We start from the raw sequence: 18,890 nt of genomic DNA, 5'->3' as shown, positions 1-18,890 counted from the left end.
TCAGCCTCCTTGCATCGGTGCCAGGACTTCCAGGTGGTCGCCCTCAGTCAGCTGTACGTCCTCCCGGTTGCTGCGGGCCACAAACCGGCCGTTCAGCGCGGTTGCAACCGAGGAGCAGGCAAAGCCCAGCTCATGCAGCGCAGACTGGAGGTCGGTTGCGGATACGTCATGCGGTCTGGCGTTCACGATGATTTTCATCTGTGGTCTCCGGTAGCAGGTGGTCCGCGGCTTGCTGCGCCATCGCGGGCGCCAGCAGAAAGCCGTGGCGGTAAAGCCCGTTGAGGTAGAGCGTGCCGTCCTGTTCGATCAGCCGCGGCAGGTTGTCGGGATAGGCCGGGCGCAGCCCTGCGCCGGTTTCCACTACGCTGGCCTCGGCGAATGCGGGGTGCAGGGTAAAGGCGGCACTCAGCAACTCGCTCAGCGAGCGCAGGGTGATGGCCCGGTCCGAGGAGCTTTCGATCATGGTGCCGCCGATCATGAAATGCCCGTCCCCGCGGGGCACCAGATACAGCGGCATCCGCGGGTGCAGCAACCGCAGGGTACGGTCGATCTGCACCTCCGGGCAATGCAGGATCGCCATCTCGCCGCGCACAGGGCGCAGGCTGGGCAGGGATGCCGCCATGCCGGTGCAATCCAGCGTGACACCGGCAGGGGTAGTGGCAGGGGCAGGCGTGCCATAGCGGATGTCCACCCCCATCGCCTGTACCTTGGCGCTGAGGTCCCGTAAGGCGCGGCGCGGATCCAGATGCGCCTCCCCCTCAAAGAACAGCCCTTGCGAAAACCGCCCCTCCAGCGCGGGCTCCAGCCCGGTGATCTCGGCCCCGTCCACCCCCCGGTGGCCTGTGGTGCGGCGGGCAAAACGGGTAAGCTCTGCCCGGTCGCGGGCCGGCGCCACCACCAGCGTGCCGCGCCTGTGCACCGGTGTGACCCTGGCCCACCAGCCGAAGGCGCGGCTGCCGAGAGTTATCACTTGCTCCTCGGCGCTTTCGCGTTCGCACCAGGGTGCCAGCATGCCGCCCGCAAAGCGTGCGACGCTGCTGTCTCCGGGGGTCTTTCCCCGTTCATAGACCGTGACCTTGGCTCCGCGCTGCGCCAGCTCATAGGCGCAGGCGAGGCCGGCAAGGCCTGCGCCTGCGATGGTGATCATTCCGCAGGTTCCACCTTCTCGGGCGCGGGCACATACAGCTCGCCGCCTTCGCGGAACTTGGCGGCCATCGCCTCCATGCCTTCCTTCTGCGCCTCGGCGCGGATGTCGTGGCTGATCCGCATCGAGCAGAACTTCGGCCCGCACATGGAGCAAAAATGCGCCACCTTATGCGCCTGCTTGGGCAAGGTCTGGTCGTGGAACTCGCGCGCGGTGTCCGGGTCCAGCGACAGGTTGAACTGATCTTCCCAGCGGAATTCGAACCGCGCGCGGCTCAGCGCATCATCGCGGCGTTGCGCACCCGGCAGACCCTTGGCGAGGTCAGCCGCATGGGCCGCGATCTTATAGGTGATCACGCCCACCTTGACGTCGTCGCGGTCGGGCAGGCCCAAGTGCTCCTTCGGCGTCACGTAACACAGCATCGCGCAGCCGAACCAGCCGATCATCGCCGCCCCGATGCCGGATGTGATGTGGTCGTACCCCGGCGCGATGTCGGTGGTCAGCGGCCCCAGCGTATAGAACGGCGCCTCGTGGCAGCACTCCAGCTGCTTGTCCATGTTTTCCTTGATCTTGTGCATGGCGACATGGCCCGGCCCCTCGATCATCACCTGGCAGTCCTTGGCCCAGGCGATCTTGGTCAGCTCACCCAGGGTTTCCAGCTCGGCAAACTGTGCGGCGTCATTGGCATCGGCGATGGAGCCGGGGCGCAACCCGTCACCCAGCGAGAAGGAGACATCATACTGGCGGCAGATGTCGCAGATTTCCTCGAAATGCTCGTACAGGAAGCTCTCCTTGTGGTGATGCAGGCACCACTTGGCCATGATCGAGCCGCCGCGCGACACAATCCCTGTCACCCGTTCAACGGTCATCGGCACCATGTGCAGGCGCACGCCGGCATGGATGGTGAAGTAATCCACGCCTTGCTCTGCCTGCTCAATCAGGGTGTCGCGGAACACTTCCCAGGTCAGGTCTTCGGCGATGCCGTTCACCTTCTCCAGCGCCTGATACATCGGCACAGTGCCGATCGGCACGGGGCTGTTGCGGATGATCCATTCGCGGGTGTTGTGGATGTTGCGGCCCGTCGACAGATCCATCACCGTGTCGGCGCCCCAGCGGATCGACCAGACCAGCTTGTCGACCTCTTCCTCCATCGAGGAGGTGACGGCAGAGGTGCCCATATTGGCGTTGATCTTGACCAGGAAATTGCGCCCGATGATCATCGGCTCGATCTCGGGGTGGTTGATGTTTGCGGGGATGATGGCGCGGCCGGCGGCGATCTCATCGCGGACAAACTCCGGCGTCACGTAATCGGGGATATTGGCGCCAAAGTCGTTGCCATCGCGGTGGCAGGGGGACAATTCGCGCAGCTGGTTTTCGCGGATGGCGATAAATTCCATCTCTGGCGTGATGATCCCGGCGCGGGCATAGGCCAGCTGGGTCACCGCCATGCCGTCCTTGGCCCGCAGCGGCGCGGGTTTCACCGGGAATTCGGGCGTCAGCCGGTCGCCCGCGACAAAGCCGTTGTCGGCGGGTGTCACATCACGGCCCTGGTATTCCTCAACGTCGCCGCGCGCCAGAATCCAGTCACGGCGCAGCTGCGGCAGGCCCTGACGGATGTCGGTCAGAACATCCGGGTCGGTGTAGGGGCCGGAGCTGTCATATACCGGCAGCGGTGCTTCGCCCGCGGTGGGGTGGGTGGCGATTTCGCGCATCGGCACGCGGATGTCCTTGTGGACTTCGCCTGCGACATAGATCTTGCGCGACGCGGGCAGGGCGCCTGTGGTGATCTTGGGGTTGGGGACGTTCATTTTGGTGCTCCTCAAAGCCGAAAACTTAGAAAAGACACCAGATGAGTTTTGGCTGGGAAACCGGCAGGCAAAGAGGCCTGCTTTACCGGAATGCGCCTGTTTCAAACGGCTGTCCCCGCGGGGACAAGCGGACAAAAGGCGCGTCCTTGCTTCCTACGCCAGTATCAACTGGGTCAGGTTCAAAGGGTCGCGCCGCCGGTTTGGGTTGCCCCGCACCATGACGCCTCTCAGTCCCTTGGGCGGGACTCCCCTGCGTGGCCTTAGGGGTAGGGGAGGCACAGGGCGCGCGTCAACCGAAATCTTTGTAGATTATTTTTTGGCATTAATATCAGGTTGATACTGGCGTTAAGGAAGTAAATGCGGGTCAAATCGCTGCAGCGCAGCTTTGATGCTTGATCGGGGGTGGTGAAATTATCTATAAAAACCCGCAACGCCATCCGCGTATGGCCAACTGGTATACGAGAACAGGAGACAGCATGCTGGACGCTGCACCCATCCGCACCGACTGGACCCGCGAAGAAGCGGAAGCGATTTACAACAAGCCTTTCATGGACTTGCTGTTTCAGGCGCACACGGTGCACCGGCAGTATTTCGACCCCAATCAGGTGCAGAAATCCAAGCTTCTCAGCATCAAGACCGGCGGCTGCGCCGAGGATTGCGCCTATTGCTCGCAGTCGGCCCGCAACGGTGCGCAGCTGTCGGCCTCCAAGCTGATCGAGGTGCAGCGGGTGATTGCCGAAGCCAGGAAAGCCAAAGAAGGCGGCGCGACGCGCTATTGCATGGGCGCCGCCTGGCGCTCGCCCAAGGACCGCGACATGGCCGCACTGGAAGCCATGGTGCAGGGCGTCAAGGATCTCGGCATGGAGACCTGTATGACCCTCGGCATGCTGGAGGAAGACCAGGTGTTCCGCCTGCGTGATGCGGGGCTGGATTATTACAACCACAATATCGACACCTCCGAGCGGTATTACTCCGAGATCATCACCACCCGCACCTTTGCCGACCGGATCGACACCCTGAACCGGGTGCGCGAGGCGGGTATCAAAGTCTGTTCCGGCGGTATTGTCGGCATGGGCGAGCAGCAGCTGGACCGCATCGACATGATGCTGGCGCTGGCAACGCTGGAGGTGCATCCCGACTCGGTGCCGGTGAACATGCTGATCCCGATTGCCGATACGCCGCTGGCCAATGTCGAAAAGCTGGACCCGATCGAATTTGTCCGCTCGGTGGCGCTGGCCCGCATCCTGATGCCGAAATCCCACGTGCGCCTCTCCGCAGGCCGCACCGATATGTCGGACGAGATGCAGGCGATGTGCTTCTTTGCCGGCGCCAACTCGATCTTTGTCGGTGACACGCTGCTGACCGCCGACAACCCGGAAGAGGACAAGGACCAGCAGTTGTTCGACCGTCTGGGCATCACCGCCATGGCGGTGGGATGTGACGGCAGCCGCTGATGGCGGGCGCCTTCCCGAGGCATGAGACATCGCTGGAAGCGCTGCGCAATCGCGGGCGCTACCGGCAGCTGATGCCGCGGGACGGTTATGACTTTGCCTCCAATGACTATCTTGGGCTGGCGGGCAGCGATGTGCTGCGCGCCGCTGCCGCCGATGCGCTGGCGCGCGGCGTTCCGGTGGGCGCAGGCGGTTCGCGCCTGCTGCGCGGCAATGACGCTGAACATCAGTTGCTGGAGGCAGAGGCCGCGGCGTTTTTCGGCGCCGAGGCGGCGCTGTTCATGGGCGGCGGCTTCACTGCCAATCAAGCAATCTTTTCCACTCTGCCGCAGCAGGGCGATCTGGTGCTCTATGATGCGCTGATCCATGCCAGCACCCATGACGGGATGCGGTTGGGCCGGGCAGAGACCCGCAGTTTTGCCCATGGCGACGTGGAAGACGCTTCGCGGGTGCTGGCGGACTGGCGCTCGACAGGTGGCACCGGACAGGTCTGGATCGCGGTTGAGGCGGTCTACTCCATGGACGGCGACCTTTCGCCGCTGGATGCGCTGATGGCGCTGTGTGATGCGGACGGCGCGGTGCTGGTGGTGGATGAGGCGCATTCCACAGGCGTGTTTGGCGATCTGGGCCGCGGGCTGGCGCATGAAATCGCGCACCGCCCGAACGTCCTGAGCCTGCACACCTGCGGCAAGGCGCTGGGCGCCTCAGGCGCTTTGATCTGCGGCCAGCGGGTGCTGATCGAGACACTGATCAACAAGGCGCGAGGGTTTATCTTTGCGACGGCTCCGTCGCCGTTGAACGCAGCCCTGGTGCGGGCGGCTTTGCAGGAGCTGAAGCAGAACCCGGCCCGCCGTGAACAGGCTTGGACGGGAATCACTCATGCGCAAGCAGAGGCCAAACGCCTGTGCGGACTGGATGGCTACCAGAGCCAGATCCTGCCGGTGGTGATCGGCGCGGACAAGCGCACCATGGCGCTGGCCGCGCGCATGCAAGGCCACGGCTATGACATCCGCGGCATCCGCCCGCCAACCGTGCCGCGCGGCACCTCGCGGCTGCGGCTGTCGATCACGTTGAACACGGGGGCAGGGGTCGTCACCCGGATGTTCGAAGACCTCGCCCGGGAAATGGAGACAAGGCCATGAGCGCGCTGATCGTCACAGGAACCGACACCGGCATTGGCAAGACCATTTTTTCGGCCGGTCTGGTGCAGGCACTGGGTGCGACCTATTGGAAACCGGTGCAATCCGGGCTGGAGGAGGAGACCGACAGCCAGACCGTCGCACGCCTGTCAGGCCGCCCGGCGCTGCCCGAGGGGTATCTGCTGCAACTCCCTGCCTCGCCGCATCTGTCGGCGGAGGCCGAGGGCGTGGAGATCGACCCGGATACGCTGGACTTGCCCGAAGCCAACGGCGTGCTGGTGGCCGAGGGGGCCGGCGGGCTGATGGTGCCCTTGAACCGCAAGGTGCTGTATCTTGACCTGTTTGCCCGCTGGGGCGTGCCGGTGATCCTGTGCGCGCGGACGCAGCTGGGCACGATCAACCACACTCTCCTGTCGCTCAAGGCCCTGCGCGATGCGGGCTGTCTGGTTGTGGGCGTGGCCTTCATAGGCGACGCCGAGCCGGAGGTGGAGGAAACCATTTGCCAGTTCGGCAAAGTGGCGCATTTGGGGCGGCTCCCCATCATTGAAGATCTGAGGGACGCGCCCGAGCCTGGGCGGGTGCGAAGCGCCCTCCCGGGGGGAGGGTCGGGCGCGGCCCGGTCTATCGACCGGACCAGAACGGCGCTCAAAGAAACCTTTGCCGAAAGCATCAATGTGGACCTGATCAGGGAGGCATTGGCCCAAGGAGAGTCGGCATGAGCGCGGCAGATCTCACCCAGCTGGAGTTCGACCAGCAGCACCTCTGGCACCCTTACACCAATGTCGCCAAACCCGGCCCGACCTTTGTGGTCAAGGAAAGCGAAGGCGTCCACATCACGCTCGACGACGGCACCCGGTTGATCGACGCGATGTCGTCGTGGTGGTGTATGATGCATGGGCACAGGCACCCGGCGATCACAGCGGCCATCCATGAGCAGCTCGACACTCTGCCGCATGTGATGTTCGGCGGGCTGACCCACGACCCGGCCATCGACCTGGGCCGCAAGCTGCTGGAGATCACCCCCGAAAGCCTTACCCGCATTTTCTATTGCGATAGCGGCTCGGTCTCGGTCGAGGTGGCGATGAAAATGGCGGTGCAGTACCAGCACGCCATCGGCCAGCCAGAGCGCAAGGAGTTTGCCACCATCCGCTCCGGCTATCACGGTGACACCTGGAAGGCGATGAGCGTCTGCGACCCGGACACCGGCATGCACCACCTGTTCCAGGGCGCGCTGAGCGTGCAGCATTTCGTCTCCCGCCCGCCCATCCGTATCCATGAGGATTGGAGTGACGATCCGGCGCAAAACGGTCTGGGAGAACTGCGCACCGTGCTGGAAGCCAACGCGCAGAAGATCGCAGCCTTCATTCTGGAACCTGTGGTGCAGGGCACTGGCGGCATGTATTTCTACCACCCGGAATACCTGAACCAGGCGCGTGCGCTGTGCGATGAACTGGGTATCCTGCTGATCTTCGACGAGATCGCCACCGGCTTTGGCCGTACCGGCGCGCTGTTCGCCACCGGTTTCTGCGACGCGGAACCGGATATCATCTGTTTGGGCAAGGGGCTGACCGGCGGCCATATCTCCTTTGCCTGCACCATGACGAACGACCGCGTCGCCGAGGGTGTGGGTGGCGGAAACCCGGGCATCTTCATGCATGGGCCGACCTATATGGCCAATCCGCTGGCCTGCGCTGCGGCCAAGGCCTCGCTGGATCTGCTGACCGGGCAGGACTGGCGCGGAACTGTCTCGGGGATTGCAGAGCAGATGCAGTCTGAACTGGCACCTGCGCGCGAGCTGCCCAATGTGGCGGATGTGCGGGTTCTGGGCGCCATTGGCGTCATCGAGATGAAACATCCCGTCTCCGCAGATGAGGCGCACGCCCGTGCCCATGATATGGGCGTCTTCCTGCGTCCCTTCGGCAACAACATCTATACCATGCCGCCGTTCATCACGTCCCCGGATCAGCTGAGCCAGATCACCGCAGGCATGCTGCGGCTGGCGCGGGAGCTCTGAGCCATGGAGTTCCGCTGGCTCAAACAGAACAATGCAGCCGAGGCCATCGTGGTCTTCGGCGGCTGGGCTGTGGGGCCAGAGGTGTTCTGGCATCTGGACGGTCCGCAGGACATCCTGTTTGCCGGCGATTATACCGATCTGAACGCAGAGCCGCCGGATCTGTCCGGTTACAGCCGGGTCAGCGTCTTGGCCTGGTCCTTTGGCGTGGCGGCTTATGCCCATTGGCAGCAGGAGCGCCCCGAGCCGTTCCAGCGCAAGGCGGCGGTGAACGGCAGCCTGCAGCCGGTGAACCGCGGCGCCGGTATTCCGCCTGCGGTCTTCCGCAGAACAATGGAAACGCTGAGCCTGGAAAGCTACCAAGGCTTTCTGACCCGTGTATTCGGTGCCCCGCAAGAGGCAGAAGCGCTGGATGTGCCGGCGCGCCGGGCTGAGCTGCTGGCGGTAGAGCAGCGCGGCGACGCGCCGCAAATGCGCTTTGACAAGGTCTGGATCAGCTCCGGCGACAAGATCTTTCCGCCCGCCAATCTGGCACGCGCCTGGGCGGGGCAGAACGTGACACAGATCGACGCGCCACACGCCCCCTTTGGCCGCTTCTCGCACTGGGAGGAGCTGTTCCAGTGAAAGATACGCTGCCGCCTCAGCTGGATCAGACCCGCGTGCGCCAAAGCTTCCGCCGCGGGCTGAACAGCTATCACGGCACCGCCTCTGTGCAGGCGGATATTGCGGCGCAGCTTGCAGGGCTGCTGCAAGCGCAGGGCGCGCCCCGCCGGTTTGGGGCGGTATTGGAATTCGGCTGCGGCACCGGTCATCTGACCCGGCACCTGCTGCAGCGGTTCACGGCCGGCAGCCTGTTGCTGAATGACCTGGTGCCGGAGGCGGCGCAGGTGCTGCAGGCATTGGGCAGCGCAGCCCCGGCGCAGTCCCGGTTTGAGGCCGGCCCGGTTGAGACCCTGCCGCTGCCGCAGCAGCTGGACCTGATCGCCTCAGCCTCGACCGTGCAGTGGATCCCGGATCTGCCGGCCTTGACCGCCCGGCTGGCGGCGCGGCTGAAACCCGGCGGCTGGCTGGCGCTGTCCGGCTTTGGCCGGGGCCAGTTCCGCGAGCTGGCGGCGCTGGGGTCATCCGCCGCGGCGCCCAGTTATCTGGATGCCGGGGAGTGGCCGTCCGTGCTGCCGCAAGATCTGGAGATTCTGGCCATCGAACAGTGCCCTGCCGTGCTGGAATTCGATACCGCGCTGGAGCTGCTGAAACACCTGCGCCAGACCGGTGTCAACGGCCACGCCCAGCAAAGCTGGAGCCGCAGGCGGCTGCAGGACTTTGAAGGTGCTTACCGGCAGCGTTTCGGCTGTGGCGGCAAACTGCCGCTGACCTATGATCCGGTCCTGCTGGTGGCGCGCAAGACCGGCTGACCGGTCAGGGCGGCTGGCGTGCGCAGTCCGCACTTGAGGCAAGTTTTAGATTTTTTCCCTGCCATAAGACCGCCGCTTCCAGCGGTGCGTTAATCTTTGTCAACTCCCGCCTGCTATGCCGGAACCAGAGCCGTGCCCGGGGGCGCGGAACGTGGAAATACTGGCAGTACGGGAGTGACGCCAATGAAATTCAAAGCGTTTGCCGCCGCTTTGGCGGCGCTGGCGGTTTCGGGGGCCGCCGAAGCCGCTGACATGGGGGATAGCGGAACACCGATCCGGCTGTCCCTGAACAACTGGACCGGTCAGCATCTGTCGACCTATATCGCCGGCGGCATGCTGGAGGAAGCAGGTTATGCCGTCGAATACGTCGAAGCCGATCAGGGCACCATGTATGACGACATCGCCAGCGGCGACGTGCATGCAATGGTGGAAATCTGGACCAGCAGCACCCCGGCGGATTACTTTGCGGCCCGCGATGAAGGCCGTGTGGAGGAGCTGGGCGACCTGGGCCTGGATGCCCGCAACGGCGTGGTGTTCCCGCCTTATGTGGCGCAGATGTGCCCAGGCCTGCCCAACTGGGAAGCCCTGCGCGATTGTGCGGGCATCTTCTCCAAAGACGGCAAGGGCAAGCGCGGCATTTACCTGGCTTACCCGGACTCATGGGGCTCGCCCGGGGCGGACCGGATCCGGGCGCTGGATCTGCCGTTTGACGTGGTTGCGGCTGAATCCGAGGCGGCGATGATCGAGGAGTTTCAGAAAGCCTACAAGGAAAAACGCCCGGTGATCTCCACCTTCTGGGCGCCGCATTGGGCGATGTCGTCCTACGCGCTGCAGTTTGTGCGCCTGCCCAAGCCGGAACCGGCCTGTTACACCGATCCCTCCTGGGGGCCGAACCCCAAGGCCACCGGCGATTGCGATTTTGCCCGCGGCGGCGTGATGAAGGCGAGCTGGCCGGGCCTGAAGGACCGCTGGCCGGCCGCCCATGAGATCCTGAAGAACTATCAGCTGAGCATCTGGGACCAGCAGCCGCTGATCGGCCTGGTGGATGTCCGGGGGGAAACTCCGCAGGGCGCCGCCCGCGGCTGGCTTGCGGTGAACCGGGCCAAATGGATGCCCGTTATCGAGGAAGCCACTGGCAAAGGCCGGTCCTGACCCGCAAGGTCCGGGTTTCGATACCGGCGCTCCCGCCTCAGGCGGGGGCGCTGTTTTTGTGTGCGGGGCAGGTCTTGAAGCCGGGCTCCGGGCCGCGCTATGCCGGGTGCGGGCGTTTGCCGCACGGGGCAGGGTGATTCCGGAACTTGTCCCATTGCACAGAAACTTGAATCGTCAATCAAAATTTTTCACAGTTTATGCCGCAATCACTCGACAAACAGTCGTAATATGTTCCAATACTTGCATTATCCCCGGCCACACTTGGACCATGGGTGCTTGCTGACAAGAATAAGACCAGCCGCAAGGCCAGGCAGACGCCATGAACCGCCGGGTTCCAAAAAGGACGCGCCAAGCCGGGCAATCGGCGGCGCAAGAACACTGACAGGGAGTAGAACAATGAACTTCAAAGGATATGCGCTGGCGCTGGGCGCCGCAACAATGACGGTTTCTGCGGGCTTTGCTTCGGCCGCCGATCTGGGTGATACCAGCAAACCGATCAAGCTGGCGGTCAATGAGTGGACTGGCCAGCATGTGACCACCCATATCGCCGCCGGGATGCTGAAGGCCGCGGGCTATGAGGTGGAATTTGTCTCGGCCGGGATGATGAACCAGTTCCAGGCCATCGCAGACGGCGACATTCACGCGACGCTGGAAATCTGGTCCTCGAACGTCTCGGATGAATACGCCAAAAAGATCGAAGAGGGCACTGTTGTTGAACTTGGCGATCTGGAGCTGAACGCGCGCGAAGGCATCGCCTATCCGGCCCATGTGGCCGAGCTGTGCCCCGGCCTGCCGGCCTGGGAAGCGCTGAAGGACTGCGCGATGCAGTTCGCCACCGCGGAAACCCTGCCTAATGGCCGCCTGGTGGATTACCCCGCCGACTGGGGCACGCCGGGCGCCGACCGCATGACCGGGCTGGACCTGCCGTTCAAGGCCGTGCCTGCGGGTTCCGAAGCCGCATTGATTGTCGAACTGCGCGCCGCGACCGAGCGCAAGACACCGCTCTTGGTCACCTTTTGGCAGCCGCATTGGGCGATGTCGGCTTATGACGTGAAATTCGTCGACCTGCCTGCGGGTGAGGAGGCCTGTTTCTCGGACCCGGCCTGGGGTCCGAACCCGAATGCGGTGAACGACTGCGACTTCTCGCCCTCGCGCATCTTCAAGGCCGCCTGGTCGGGGGCTGAAGAAACCTGGCCCGCCGCCTATGAGATCCTGTCGAACTACACTCTGGCCGTGGAAGACCAGCAACCGATGATGGGCGCGGTCGATGTGGACGGCGGCAAGGTCGAAGAAGTTGTCGCTGCCTGGATGGCCGAAAACGAGGGCAAATGGCGCCCGGTTGTCGACGCTGCCATCAAGTGAGCCGCGCCCAGTGAGTGGCTCTGAAACTGGCGCGAACACGCCGGCCATCACCTGCCAGAATGTCTGGCAGGTGTTTGGCAATGACGCAGACAGCGCCTTGAAAGAGGTGCTGGCAACCCATCACTCGCCGCATGACGCTGCCGGAGAGCTACGCCGCAAGGGGCTGATCCCGGCGGTGCAGAATGTGTCCTTCCAAGTCAAGGAGGGCGAGCTGTTTGTGATCATGGGGCTGTCGGGGTCCGGCAAATCGACTCTGATCCGCTGCATCTCGCATCTGCTGCACCCAACCGGCGGTGAAATCCGCATCGACGGCGAAAACATCGTCGAGGCCAGTCCCAAACGGCTGATCGAACTGCGCCGCAAGAAGCTGGGCATGGTGTTTCAGCATTTCGGCCTGTTTCCGCATATGACAGTGGCCGAGAATGTTGCTTATCCCTTGCGGGTGCAGGGGGTGAAGAAAAAGCAACGGCAGGCCAAAGCGGAAGAGGTGATCGAACTGGTCGGCCTGCGCGGCCGTGAAAACCACTATCCGCGCGAACTGTCCGGCGGCCAGCGCCAGCGCGTCGGCATTGCCCGCTCATTGGTGGCGGATTGCTCGGTCTGGTTCCTGGATGAGCCGTTCTCGGCGCTTGACCCGCTGATCCGGCGCCAGCTGCAGGATGAATTCCTGGAAATTCAGGCCAAGCTGAAAACCACTATCGTTTTCATCACCCACGACATCAACGAAGCGCTGAAGCTGGCCGATCGTATCGCCATCATGCGGGATGGCAGGATTGTGCAGATCGGCACGCCCGCAGATATCGTTCTGCGCCCGGCGGATGATTACGTGCGTGAGTTCTCCAAGGATGTGGCCAAGGGCCGGCACGCCCGTGTGGCCTCGGTGATGGAGGCCGGCGCGGGTCTGGCGTATGGCGCCGATGATCCCGGCCTGCGCCAGGATATGACGCTGGACGCGGCCCTGGCGCGCTGCATGGAGCTGTACGAGCCGGTGCCGGTGCGCTCACCCGAGGGCAACGTGGTGGGCGTCGTGAACCCGGCAGACCTGGCGGCGGCGCTGCAGGTGGAGCAGGGGTAATGGCGGTGCTGACAAAAGGATCCATGGCGGCGCTGATCGCGGCGGCGGCGGGTGCCCTGTGCCTTCTGCTGGAAAGCAGCCTGCCATGGCTGGTCAAATTCCCTGCCGCCTGGGTGCTGCCCGCAACTGATTGGGTTGGCGCCGCGATGGAGTGGCTGCTGGCGCTGATCAAACCCACTGCGCGTGGTTTTTCGGCGCTGATGTTCTATCCGATGGAAGCGGCGAATTATGTGCTGAGCAGCACGCCCTGGCCACTGGTCATCTGCGCCACCACGGCGCTGGCCTGGACCTTGGGCGGCATGCGGATGGCGCTGATGGCCCTTGTGGGTCTCGGGTTTGTGCTGGCGTCGGGGTACTGGCCCGAAAGCATGAACACGCTGGCGCTGGTTGCTGTTTCAGTACCGCTGGCACTGATAATCGGCGGCGGCATTGGCATTCTTGCCAATGAATACCCGCGCGTCCGCAAGCCGGTGCAGGCGCTGTTGGACATCATGCAGACGGTGCCGACCTTTGCCTATCTCACCCCCTTGCTGGTGCTGTTCGGCTTTGGCCCGGTTGTGGGTCTGATCGCCTCGGCCATCTATGCCGCGCCGCCAATGGCGCGCAATGTGCTCTTGGGGCTGGAGCGGGTGGAACCGGAAATCAAGGAGGCCGCCATCATGGCCGGCGGCACCCGGCTGCAGCAGCTGTTCCAATGCGAGATCCCCTCGGCCGGGCAGCAGATCATGGTCGGTGTCAACCAATGCCTGATGGCGGCGCTGTCGATGGTGATTATCGCCGCGGTAATCGGCGGCTTTGACGATATCGGCTGGGAAGTCCTTTTGACCATGCGCAAGGCGCAGTTCGGGCAAAGCCTGCTGGCCGGTTCGGTGATTGTGGTCTTTGCCATCCTGATCGACCGGATGAGCGGCACCCTGACCGAAGAGCGGCGCGGCAAACACGATCCGCGCATTGCCTGGGGCATTCTGGCTGTGGGTGCCGCAGCCAGCGCCGTGTTTTGGGGCCATATTCAGCAGCCCGGCGCTTATGCGCTGTTCAACCCGGTGGCGGACAGTGTCGACAGGGGGCTGTCGTCCTTTACCACCGCCAATGCCGATGCGCTGACAGCGTTCAAGAACAACGTGCTGTTCTACGTGCTGCTGCCGTTGCGGATCGGGCTGGACCAGGCGGTGCTGCCCTTCACCTGGGGTTTCTCCTGGACCCCGATGATGAGTGCGGTGCTGTTTGCAGTGGGCGCCGCTGCCGGCGTGGTCTTTGCGTTGCGCGGGCAGATGGCGCTGGGCGTGATGCTGCTGATTGCCGCCGGCATGCTGGAGACAGGTATTTCGCAACTGCCCTGGCCCTTTGTGCTGATTGGCGCAGGCGCGCTGGCCTGGGTTGCAGGCGGGCGCGGGCTGGCGATCATGACAGTTGTCCTGCTGGGCACCATTCTGGTCTCCGGCCTGTGGGAGCGGGCGTTGCTGTCGCTGTATCTGTCGGGCGCTGCGGTCTTTGCCTGCGCGGTGATGGGCGGCGCGATCGGCCTTGTATCGGCGGTGTCACCCGGTGTCTGGCGGCTGGTGCGGCCCATCTGCGACATGCTGCAGACGATCCCGCTGTTTGTGTTCCTGATCCCGGTGCTGATGGTGTTTCAGATCGGCGAATTCTCGGCCTTCCTGGCGATCATTGCCTATGCCATCGTGCCAATGATCCGCTACACCCGGCACGGGCTGGTCTCGACACCGGAGGAGATGATCGAAGCGGCAACAGCCTCCGGCGCGACCAAATGGCAGATGCTCAAGGATATCCGCGCGCCTTATGCCGCGCCGTCGATCCTGCTGGGGCTCAATCAGACCATCCTTTATGCCTTTGCAATGCTGGTGATTGCGGCGCTGATCGGCACGACCGGTCTGGGCCAGTCGATCTATCTGGCGCTGGGGCAGGCGGATGTGGGGCTTGGCATATCCGCCGGGGCTGCGATGGCGATCCTTGCCTTGATCGCCGACCGCATGGTGCAGGGTTTTGCCGAGGAGAGGCGCAAGGCGCTGGGGTTGTAAGCCTCTGCCGCGAAATGAGAAGGGCGCCCCAGCGGCGCCCTTTTTTGATCTGGGGCAACGTTCTGCACTGCCCGCCCGCGTATAGCTGCAAACAAGACTGATCTAAGGCAGGAGAGACCCCGATGGGCTGGCTTGAATTCACCGCCGCGCTGATGCTGTTTCTGGCCAGCCATGCGATCCCCGTACGCCCGCCGGTACGGCCCTGGCTGGTGGGCCGCCTGGGCCTGCGCGGCTACATCATCGCCTACAGCCTGCTGTCGCTGGCAATTCTGGCCTGGCTGATCGTGGCGGCGGCACGGGCGCCTTATGTCGGCGTGCTGCCCTATTGGGACATCTTCCGCTGGACGCCGCTTCTGCTGATGCCGCTGGCCTGCCTGCTGACCGTTGCGGGCATGATGCGGCAAAACCCGTTCAGCTTTGGCGGGCTGGGCCTGCGGGCCTTTGATCCCGCGAATCCCGGCATTCTGGGTGTCAGCCGCCACCCTTTGCTTGCGGCCATGGCGCTCTGGGCCGGGGCGCATCTGCTGGCCAATGGCGATCTGGCGCATGTGATCCTGTTTGGCTTGTTTGCGGGCTTTGCCTGGGCTGGCATGGTGATCATCGACCGGCGCACACAGCGCCGGATGGGGCAGGGCGAATGGACCCGTCTCAGCCGCAACACCGCGCGGCTGAATCTGGCCCGCCTGCGCCCCTCTGCGGCTGAAGCCGGGCTGGCGGGTGCGGTTTTCCTGGCCCTGCTGATCCTGCACACCCCGGTCATCGGCTATCACCCGTTGCCGTGGTAGGGGTTGACCCCGCCCGCCGCATCACCACCTATGAACTGAGACGACACTGGAGAGAACGACCGATGCACCTGGCCTATGTGATGACCCAAGAACGCGGTGCTACCGACCGCCTGCTGAGTGAGCTGGCTGAGAAATTGCAGGCCAAGGGCATCCGCCTGGCAGGCATCGCGCAGACCAATGTTGAATGCTACGACAAGGAACTGTGCGACATGGATGTCCGGGTTTTGCCCGGCGGCGAAACCATCCGCATTTCGCAATCCCTGGGTGCAGGTGCCCGCGGTTGCCGCCTGAACCCGGAGGCGCTGGAACAGGCGGTTGGGCTGGTCTCTGCCACGCTGCAATCGGACCCGGCGCCGCAACTGATGATCGTCAATAAATTCGGCAAGCACGAGGCCGACGGGCGCGGCATGCGGTCTGTCATCGGCGAGGCACTGGCCCTTGGCATTCCGGTGATTTCCGGCGTCAACAAGATGAATGTGGAGCCGTTCCAGGCCTTTGCCGACGGTATGGCCGTGGAGGCGGGGCCGGATCTGGACGCTCTGGTTGGCTGGGCGGAACAGGCCGTTGCTGAAACCGCCTGACTGGCGCATTCCCATTTCAAATCAAACGGAAAGCCCGCGAAACTCACGCGGGTTTTTTGCTGCTCGGGACAGCACAGCGGCGGCGCGCATACCGTCCGGCCTGCAGCTGGTCCACCATCGTCCGGTCTGAATAGAAGAGAAGATGGTGGGCGACCCTGGAATCGAACCAGGCGTGCGTCTCCGCGAGGGAGTTACAGTCCCCTGCCACACCTTGCGGCCTGTCGCCCACTGTCAGTTGCATGTTGCACCTGATGTGGAGGCGTGATTACAAGCAGGCCAAAGGGGCGTCAACCGGAAAAACGCAAGTTTTCAGCACGCCTTGAAAATTCTTTCTGCCGGAGAGCAAAATGACCAAGAAGCCCAAATGGGTCGTCGCAAAAGAACAGTCCAAAAAGGCTGCCTCGGCAGAAACCGTATGGCTGTTCGGGCTGCATGCGGTGCGCGATGCGCTGATGAATCCTCAGCGCGAAAAACTGCGCCTGATGGTGACCATGAACGCCGAAGTGAAACTGGCTGACGCCATCGCAGCCTCGGGCGTCGAGGCCGAGGTGATCGACCCGCGCAAGTTCAACCCTCCGATCGATGCGCAATCGGTGCATCAGGGCGCCGCTCTGGAAGTGAAGCCTTTGAACTGGGGCGGGCTGGCCGACAACTGCATCGGCCGCGAGGCGCCGCGGGTGCTGCTGCTGGACCGGGTGACGGATCCGCATAACGTCGGCGCTATCCTGCGCTCGGCCGAGGTGCTGGGCGCCAGTGCGGTAATCGGCACCCGCCACCATTCCGCACCGGAAACCGGGGCGCTGGCCAAGACCGCCAGCGGCGCGCTGGAACGCCAGCCCTATCTGCGGATGCGCAACCTGTCCGACACCATCACCGAGCTGCAGAACATGGGCTTTGTCGTGCTGGGCCTGGACGGCGAGGCGGAGAACACCATCGAGACCGCCCTGGACGGCAAAAAGCACCTGCCGGTGGCACTGGTTCTGGGCGCCGAAGGGCCTGGCCTGCGCCAGAAGACCAAGGAAACGGTTGACGGGCTGGTCAAGATTGACGCCGCGGGCGGTTTTGGCTCGCTCAATGTCTCCAACGCAGCGGCCATTGCGCTTTACGCCTCTATCGCCCGGTAGGGCCGCGGCACCGGCTGTCACAGGCTGATCACATCTGCGTATGCTGTCTTTGCAAGAGCAGGGCGGTGCGGCAGAGTCGAAAGTCTGTTGCAAGAAGTGAATGGAGTGCAATGTGGCCTTGCGTCTGGTCCTGATGGCCATTGCGGTGATGTTTGTGTCCCTGCCGGATATGGTGCGGGCAGATGCTGCTGTTTTCTCCTCCCGCGCGGGCGTTGCTATCGGGGGGTATGATGCGGTTGCGTTTTTCGAACATGGCACGGCAGAACCCGGACGGCGCGGCCATGCGGTGATGTGGAAAGGCGTTGTGTGGCGGTTTGCATCAGCCCGCAATCAGGCGCAGTTCGAGGCCAACCCGCGGGCCTATGCGCCAGCCTTTGGCGGCTACTGCGCCTATGCGATGTCGCAGGGGCGATTGCATGACGGAGATCCGCAGATCTGGGCCATTGTGGACGGCGAATTGTTTCTTCTGAACAACCGCGGGGTCCACCATCTGTGGCAGGCGGACACGGTGCAGATGATTGCGGATGGCCGCGCGCATTGGCCCGCGGTTCTAAGGAAATAACCTGTCACCTCACGATTGCGAGAGGTGCTCTTTTATTTTCCAGACTGTGGCCCATATTCAATAGGGACTGCGGAGTGGAACCACCGCAGATCTTTTTCACTGTCCCTCGTTCCATACCTAGCGCCCGGTTCGTCCGGGCGCTTTTTTGTTCACCCGGCAGCGAATCCGCCTTTGCGAGAGCGGGCGCCGCAGCTAGTGTGCGCGGCATGACAGAATACAGCGACGAGCATCTGAAGACGATCCTGCAGCGGACCAAAACTGTGGCGGTGGTCGGCGTGTCGATGAACCCGGTGCGCCCCAGTTATTACGTGGCGCGCTATCTGGGTCTCAAGGGATACCGGGTGATTCCGGTGAACCCCGGCCATGCAGGCAAGATGCTGTTTGGCGAAACAGTGCGGGCCAGCCTTTCTGATATAGACGCCCCGGTGGACATGGTCGATATCTTCCGCCGCTCAGAGGCGGTGCCGCCCATTGCGGACGAGGCGCTGGAGGCATTCCCCGAGCTGCAGACCATCTGGATGCAGATCGGGGTGGAACATGCCGAAGTCGCCGCAAAGGCCGAAGCGCGCGGTGTCACGGTGATCCAGAACCGCTGTCCCAAGATCGAATACCAGCGCCTGTTCGGAGAGTTGCGTTTCGGCGGTTTCGCTACCGGGATCATATCCTCGAAGCTTTGAGGCGGCGGCGGGGCGGAGGCGCTCCCGCCCGTTCCGGCCGTCCTTTGGACGGCCTCCACGGTTGGGCGTAGCGCCGCTGCGCGGCGCAAGAAGAAAGGGCTGAAAAGCCCTTAAGGTGCAGGTGTGCCCTTCAGGGCCTTTCTGATTGTACTTTTCTTTCGCGCGTCAAGGGCAAGCCGCGCTGCCGCGCGGAGGCTGCGCCTCCCTTGACCCGCCTCCAAAAGGGGCCGTCCGAGTCTGGGATCAGCCCTTGGGGCGGCTGGCCTTCTCGGTGATACCGCTGAGGCCCTGGCGTTCCGCCAGCACCTGCAGCACATCGTCCAGCGCCACGTCACGGGCGGCTAGCATCACCAGGAAATGATAGAGCACATCGGCGCCTTCCGAGGCGAGCTTGCCGCTGTCGCCCTTCACCGCTTCGATGATGGCCTCAATGGCTTCCTCGCCGAATTTCTCGGCGCATTTCTCCGGTCCTTTGGCGAGCAGCCTGGCGGTCCAGCTGCTGTCAGGGTCAGATCCCTTGCGGGACAGGATGGTGGTTTCGAGATCGTGCAGCAGGCTCATCACATGCCCC

The 18,890-nt window shown here is 63.7% G+C and carries 19 protein-coding genes, 1 tRNA gene and 1 riboswitch; of the genes, 15 read left to right on the top strand and 5 right to left on the bottom strand.

Annotation, left to right across the window (positions count from 1 at the left end; translation table 11 throughout):
- From thiS to thiC, 3 genes are read right to left on the bottom strand one after another with little or no spacing between them, the layout of a single operon-like run.
- Nucleotides 1–198: a sulfur carrier protein ThiS gene (gene thiS / locus K3557_RS12190; protein ID WP_259986089.1), complete on the bottom strand. Its 198-nt coding sequence runs from the start codon at nucleotides 196–198 to the stop codon at nucleotides 1–3.
- A complete protein-coding gene (locus tag K3557_RS12185; RefSeq protein ID WP_259994147.1) occupies nucleotides 167–1,147 on the bottom strand; it encodes an FAD-dependent oxidoreductase in 981 nt (326 codons plus the stop codon). Before K3557_RS12185 ends, thiS begins: the two co-directional genes overlap by 32 nt.
- Entirely contained in the window at nucleotides 1,144–2,952 is a 1,809-nt protein-coding gene (gene thiC / locus K3557_RS12180) for a phosphomethylpyrimidine synthase ThiC (RefSeq protein WP_259994145.1), read from the bottom strand. The genes K3557_RS12185 and thiC overlap by 4 nt, the downstream gene beginning before the upstream one ends.
- 133 nt (nucleotides 2,953–3,085) lie before the next feature.
- Nucleotides 3,086–3,214: riboswitch (TPP riboswitch) on the bottom strand.
- Nucleotides 3,215–3,428: 214 nt separating this feature from the next.
- Between thiC and bioB the strand changes: the two genes are divergently transcribed.
- The 12 genes from bioB (at nucleotide 3,429) to K3557_RS12120 (ending at nucleotide 15,956) form a co-directional block, all read left to right on the top strand.
- The gene (gene bioB, locus K3557_RS12175; RefSeq protein ID WP_259994143.1) at nucleotides 3,429–4,406 is read left to right on the top strand and encodes a biotin synthase BioB; all 978 of its coding nucleotides are present in this window, start codon (nucleotides 3,429–3,431) and stop codon (nucleotides 4,404–4,406) included.
- Nucleotides 4,406–5,545 (top strand): 8-amino-7-oxononanoate synthase, encoded by a 1,140-nt coding sequence (locus K3557_RS12170; RefSeq protein ID WP_259994141.1) that lies wholly within the window; start codon nucleotides 4,406–4,408, stop codon nucleotides 5,543–5,545. The genes bioB and K3557_RS12170 overlap by 1 nt, the downstream gene beginning before the upstream one ends.
- Nucleotides 5,542–6,261: a dethiobiotin synthase gene (gene bioD, locus K3557_RS12165; protein WP_259994140.1), complete on the top strand. Its 720-nt coding sequence runs from the start codon at nucleotides 5,542–5,544 to the stop codon at nucleotides 6,259–6,261. Before K3557_RS12170 ends, bioD begins: the two co-directional genes overlap by 4 nt.
- Nucleotides 6,258–7,556 carry an adenosylmethionine--8-amino-7-oxononanoate transaminase gene (gene bioA / locus K3557_RS12160; protein WP_259994138.1) on the top strand — a complete coding sequence of 433 codons (1,299 nt, stop codon included), beginning with the start codon at nucleotides 6,258–6,260 and terminating at the stop codon, nucleotides 7,554–7,556. The genes bioD and bioA overlap by 4 nt, the downstream gene beginning before the upstream one ends.
- Nucleotides 7,557–7,559: 3 nt before the next feature.
- Nucleotides 7,560–8,177, top strand: coding sequence for a pimeloyl-ACP methyl esterase BioG family protein (locus tag K3557_RS12155; protein ID WP_259994136.1), 618 nt, complete (start codon nucleotides 7,560–7,562; stop codon nucleotides 8,175–8,177).
- A complete protein-coding gene (bioC, locus tag K3557_RS12150) occupies nucleotides 8,174–8,965 on the top strand; it encodes a malonyl-ACP O-methyltransferase BioC (protein ID WP_259994134.1) in 792 nt (263 codons plus the stop codon). The genes K3557_RS12155 and bioC overlap by 4 nt, the downstream gene beginning before the upstream one ends.
- Nucleotides 8,966–9,148: 183 nt before the next feature.
- Nucleotides 9,149–10,117 carry an ABC transporter substrate-binding protein gene (locus K3557_RS12145; protein WP_259994132.1) on the top strand — a complete coding sequence of 323 codons (969 nt, stop codon included), beginning with the start codon at nucleotides 9,149–9,151 and terminating at the stop codon, nucleotides 10,115–10,117.
- A gap of 396 nt (nucleotides 10,118–10,513) precedes the next feature.
- Nucleotides 10,514–11,479, top strand: coding sequence for an ABC transporter substrate-binding protein (locus K3557_RS12140; RefSeq protein ID WP_259986068.1), 966 nt, complete (start codon nucleotides 10,514–10,516; stop codon nucleotides 11,477–11,479).
- Nucleotides 11,480–11,489: 10 nt separating this feature from the next.
- Nucleotides 11,490–12,554: a glycine betaine/L-proline ABC transporter ATP-binding protein gene (locus K3557_RS12135; RefSeq protein WP_259994130.1), complete on the top strand. Its 1,065-nt coding sequence runs from the start codon at nucleotides 11,490–11,492 to the stop codon at nucleotides 12,552–12,554.
- Nucleotides 12,554–14,590: a proline/glycine betaine ABC transporter permease gene (locus K3557_RS12130; RefSeq protein ID WP_259994129.1), complete on the top strand. Its 2,037-nt coding sequence runs from the start codon at nucleotides 12,554–12,556 to the stop codon at nucleotides 14,588–14,590. The genes K3557_RS12135 and K3557_RS12130 overlap by 1 nt, the downstream gene beginning before the upstream one ends.
- 122 nt (nucleotides 14,591–14,712) lie before the next feature.
- Nucleotides 14,713–15,375 carry an NnrU family protein gene (locus tag K3557_RS12125; protein WP_259994128.1) on the top strand — a complete coding sequence of 221 codons (663 nt, stop codon included), beginning with the start codon at nucleotides 14,713–14,715 and terminating at the stop codon, nucleotides 15,373–15,375.
- Nucleotides 15,376–15,437: 62 nt separating this feature from the next.
- Nucleotides 15,438–15,956 (top strand): DUF2478 domain-containing protein, encoded by a 519-nt coding sequence (locus tag K3557_RS12120; RefSeq protein WP_259999623.1) that lies wholly within the window; start codon nucleotides 15,438–15,440, stop codon nucleotides 15,954–15,956.
- Between the two features lie 143 nt (nucleotides 15,957–16,099).
- Here K3557_RS12120 and K3557_RS12115 read toward each other — a convergent pair.
- Nucleotides 16,100–16,183: transfer RNA gene (locus tag K3557_RS12115), tRNA-Tyr, on the bottom strand.
- A 120-nt stretch (nucleotides 16,184–16,303) separates the two neighbouring features.
- On the opposite strand from K3557_RS12115, the gene rlmB reads away from it, so the two are divergent.
- The 3 genes from rlmB to K3557_RS12100 all read left to right on the top strand — a co-directional run bounded on the left by rlmB (nucleotide 16,304) and on the right by K3557_RS12100 (nucleotide 18,319).
- Nucleotides 16,304–17,080 carry a 23S rRNA (guanosine(2251)-2'-O)-methyltransferase RlmB gene (gene rlmB / locus K3557_RS12110; RefSeq protein ID WP_259994127.1) on the top strand — a complete coding sequence of 259 codons (777 nt, stop codon included), beginning with the start codon at nucleotides 16,304–16,306 and terminating at the stop codon, nucleotides 17,078–17,080.
- Nucleotides 17,081–17,180: 100 nt separating this feature from the next.
- Nucleotides 17,181–17,642, top strand: a complete 462-nt coding sequence (locus K3557_RS12105; protein ID WP_259994126.1) for a YHS domain-containing (seleno)protein — start codon at nucleotides 17,181–17,183, stop codon at nucleotides 17,640–17,642.
- 206 nt (nucleotides 17,643–17,848) lie between these two features.
- Nucleotides 17,849–18,319, top strand: coding sequence for a CoA-binding protein (locus K3557_RS12100; RefSeq protein WP_259994125.1), 471 nt, complete (start codon nucleotides 17,849–17,851; stop codon nucleotides 18,317–18,319).
- 243 nt (nucleotides 18,320–18,562) lie between these two features.
- Here the strand turns inward: K3557_RS12100 and K3557_RS12095 are convergent, their stop codons facing one another.
- Complete coding sequence (locus tag K3557_RS12095; protein WP_259994124.1) at nucleotides 18,563–18,880, bottom strand: phosphoribosyl-ATP diphosphatase; 318 nt, start codon at nucleotides 18,878–18,880, stop codon at nucleotides 18,563–18,565.
- Nucleotides 18,881–18,890 lie beyond the last annotated feature (10 nt).

The sequence above is a fragment of the Leisingera sp. M523 genome, from assembly GCF_025141335.1.
Taxonomy (GTDB): Bacteria; Pseudomonadota; Alphaproteobacteria; order Rhodobacterales; family Rhodobacteraceae; genus Leisingera.
This window is presented reverse-complemented; position numbering and strand designations above follow the sequence as displayed.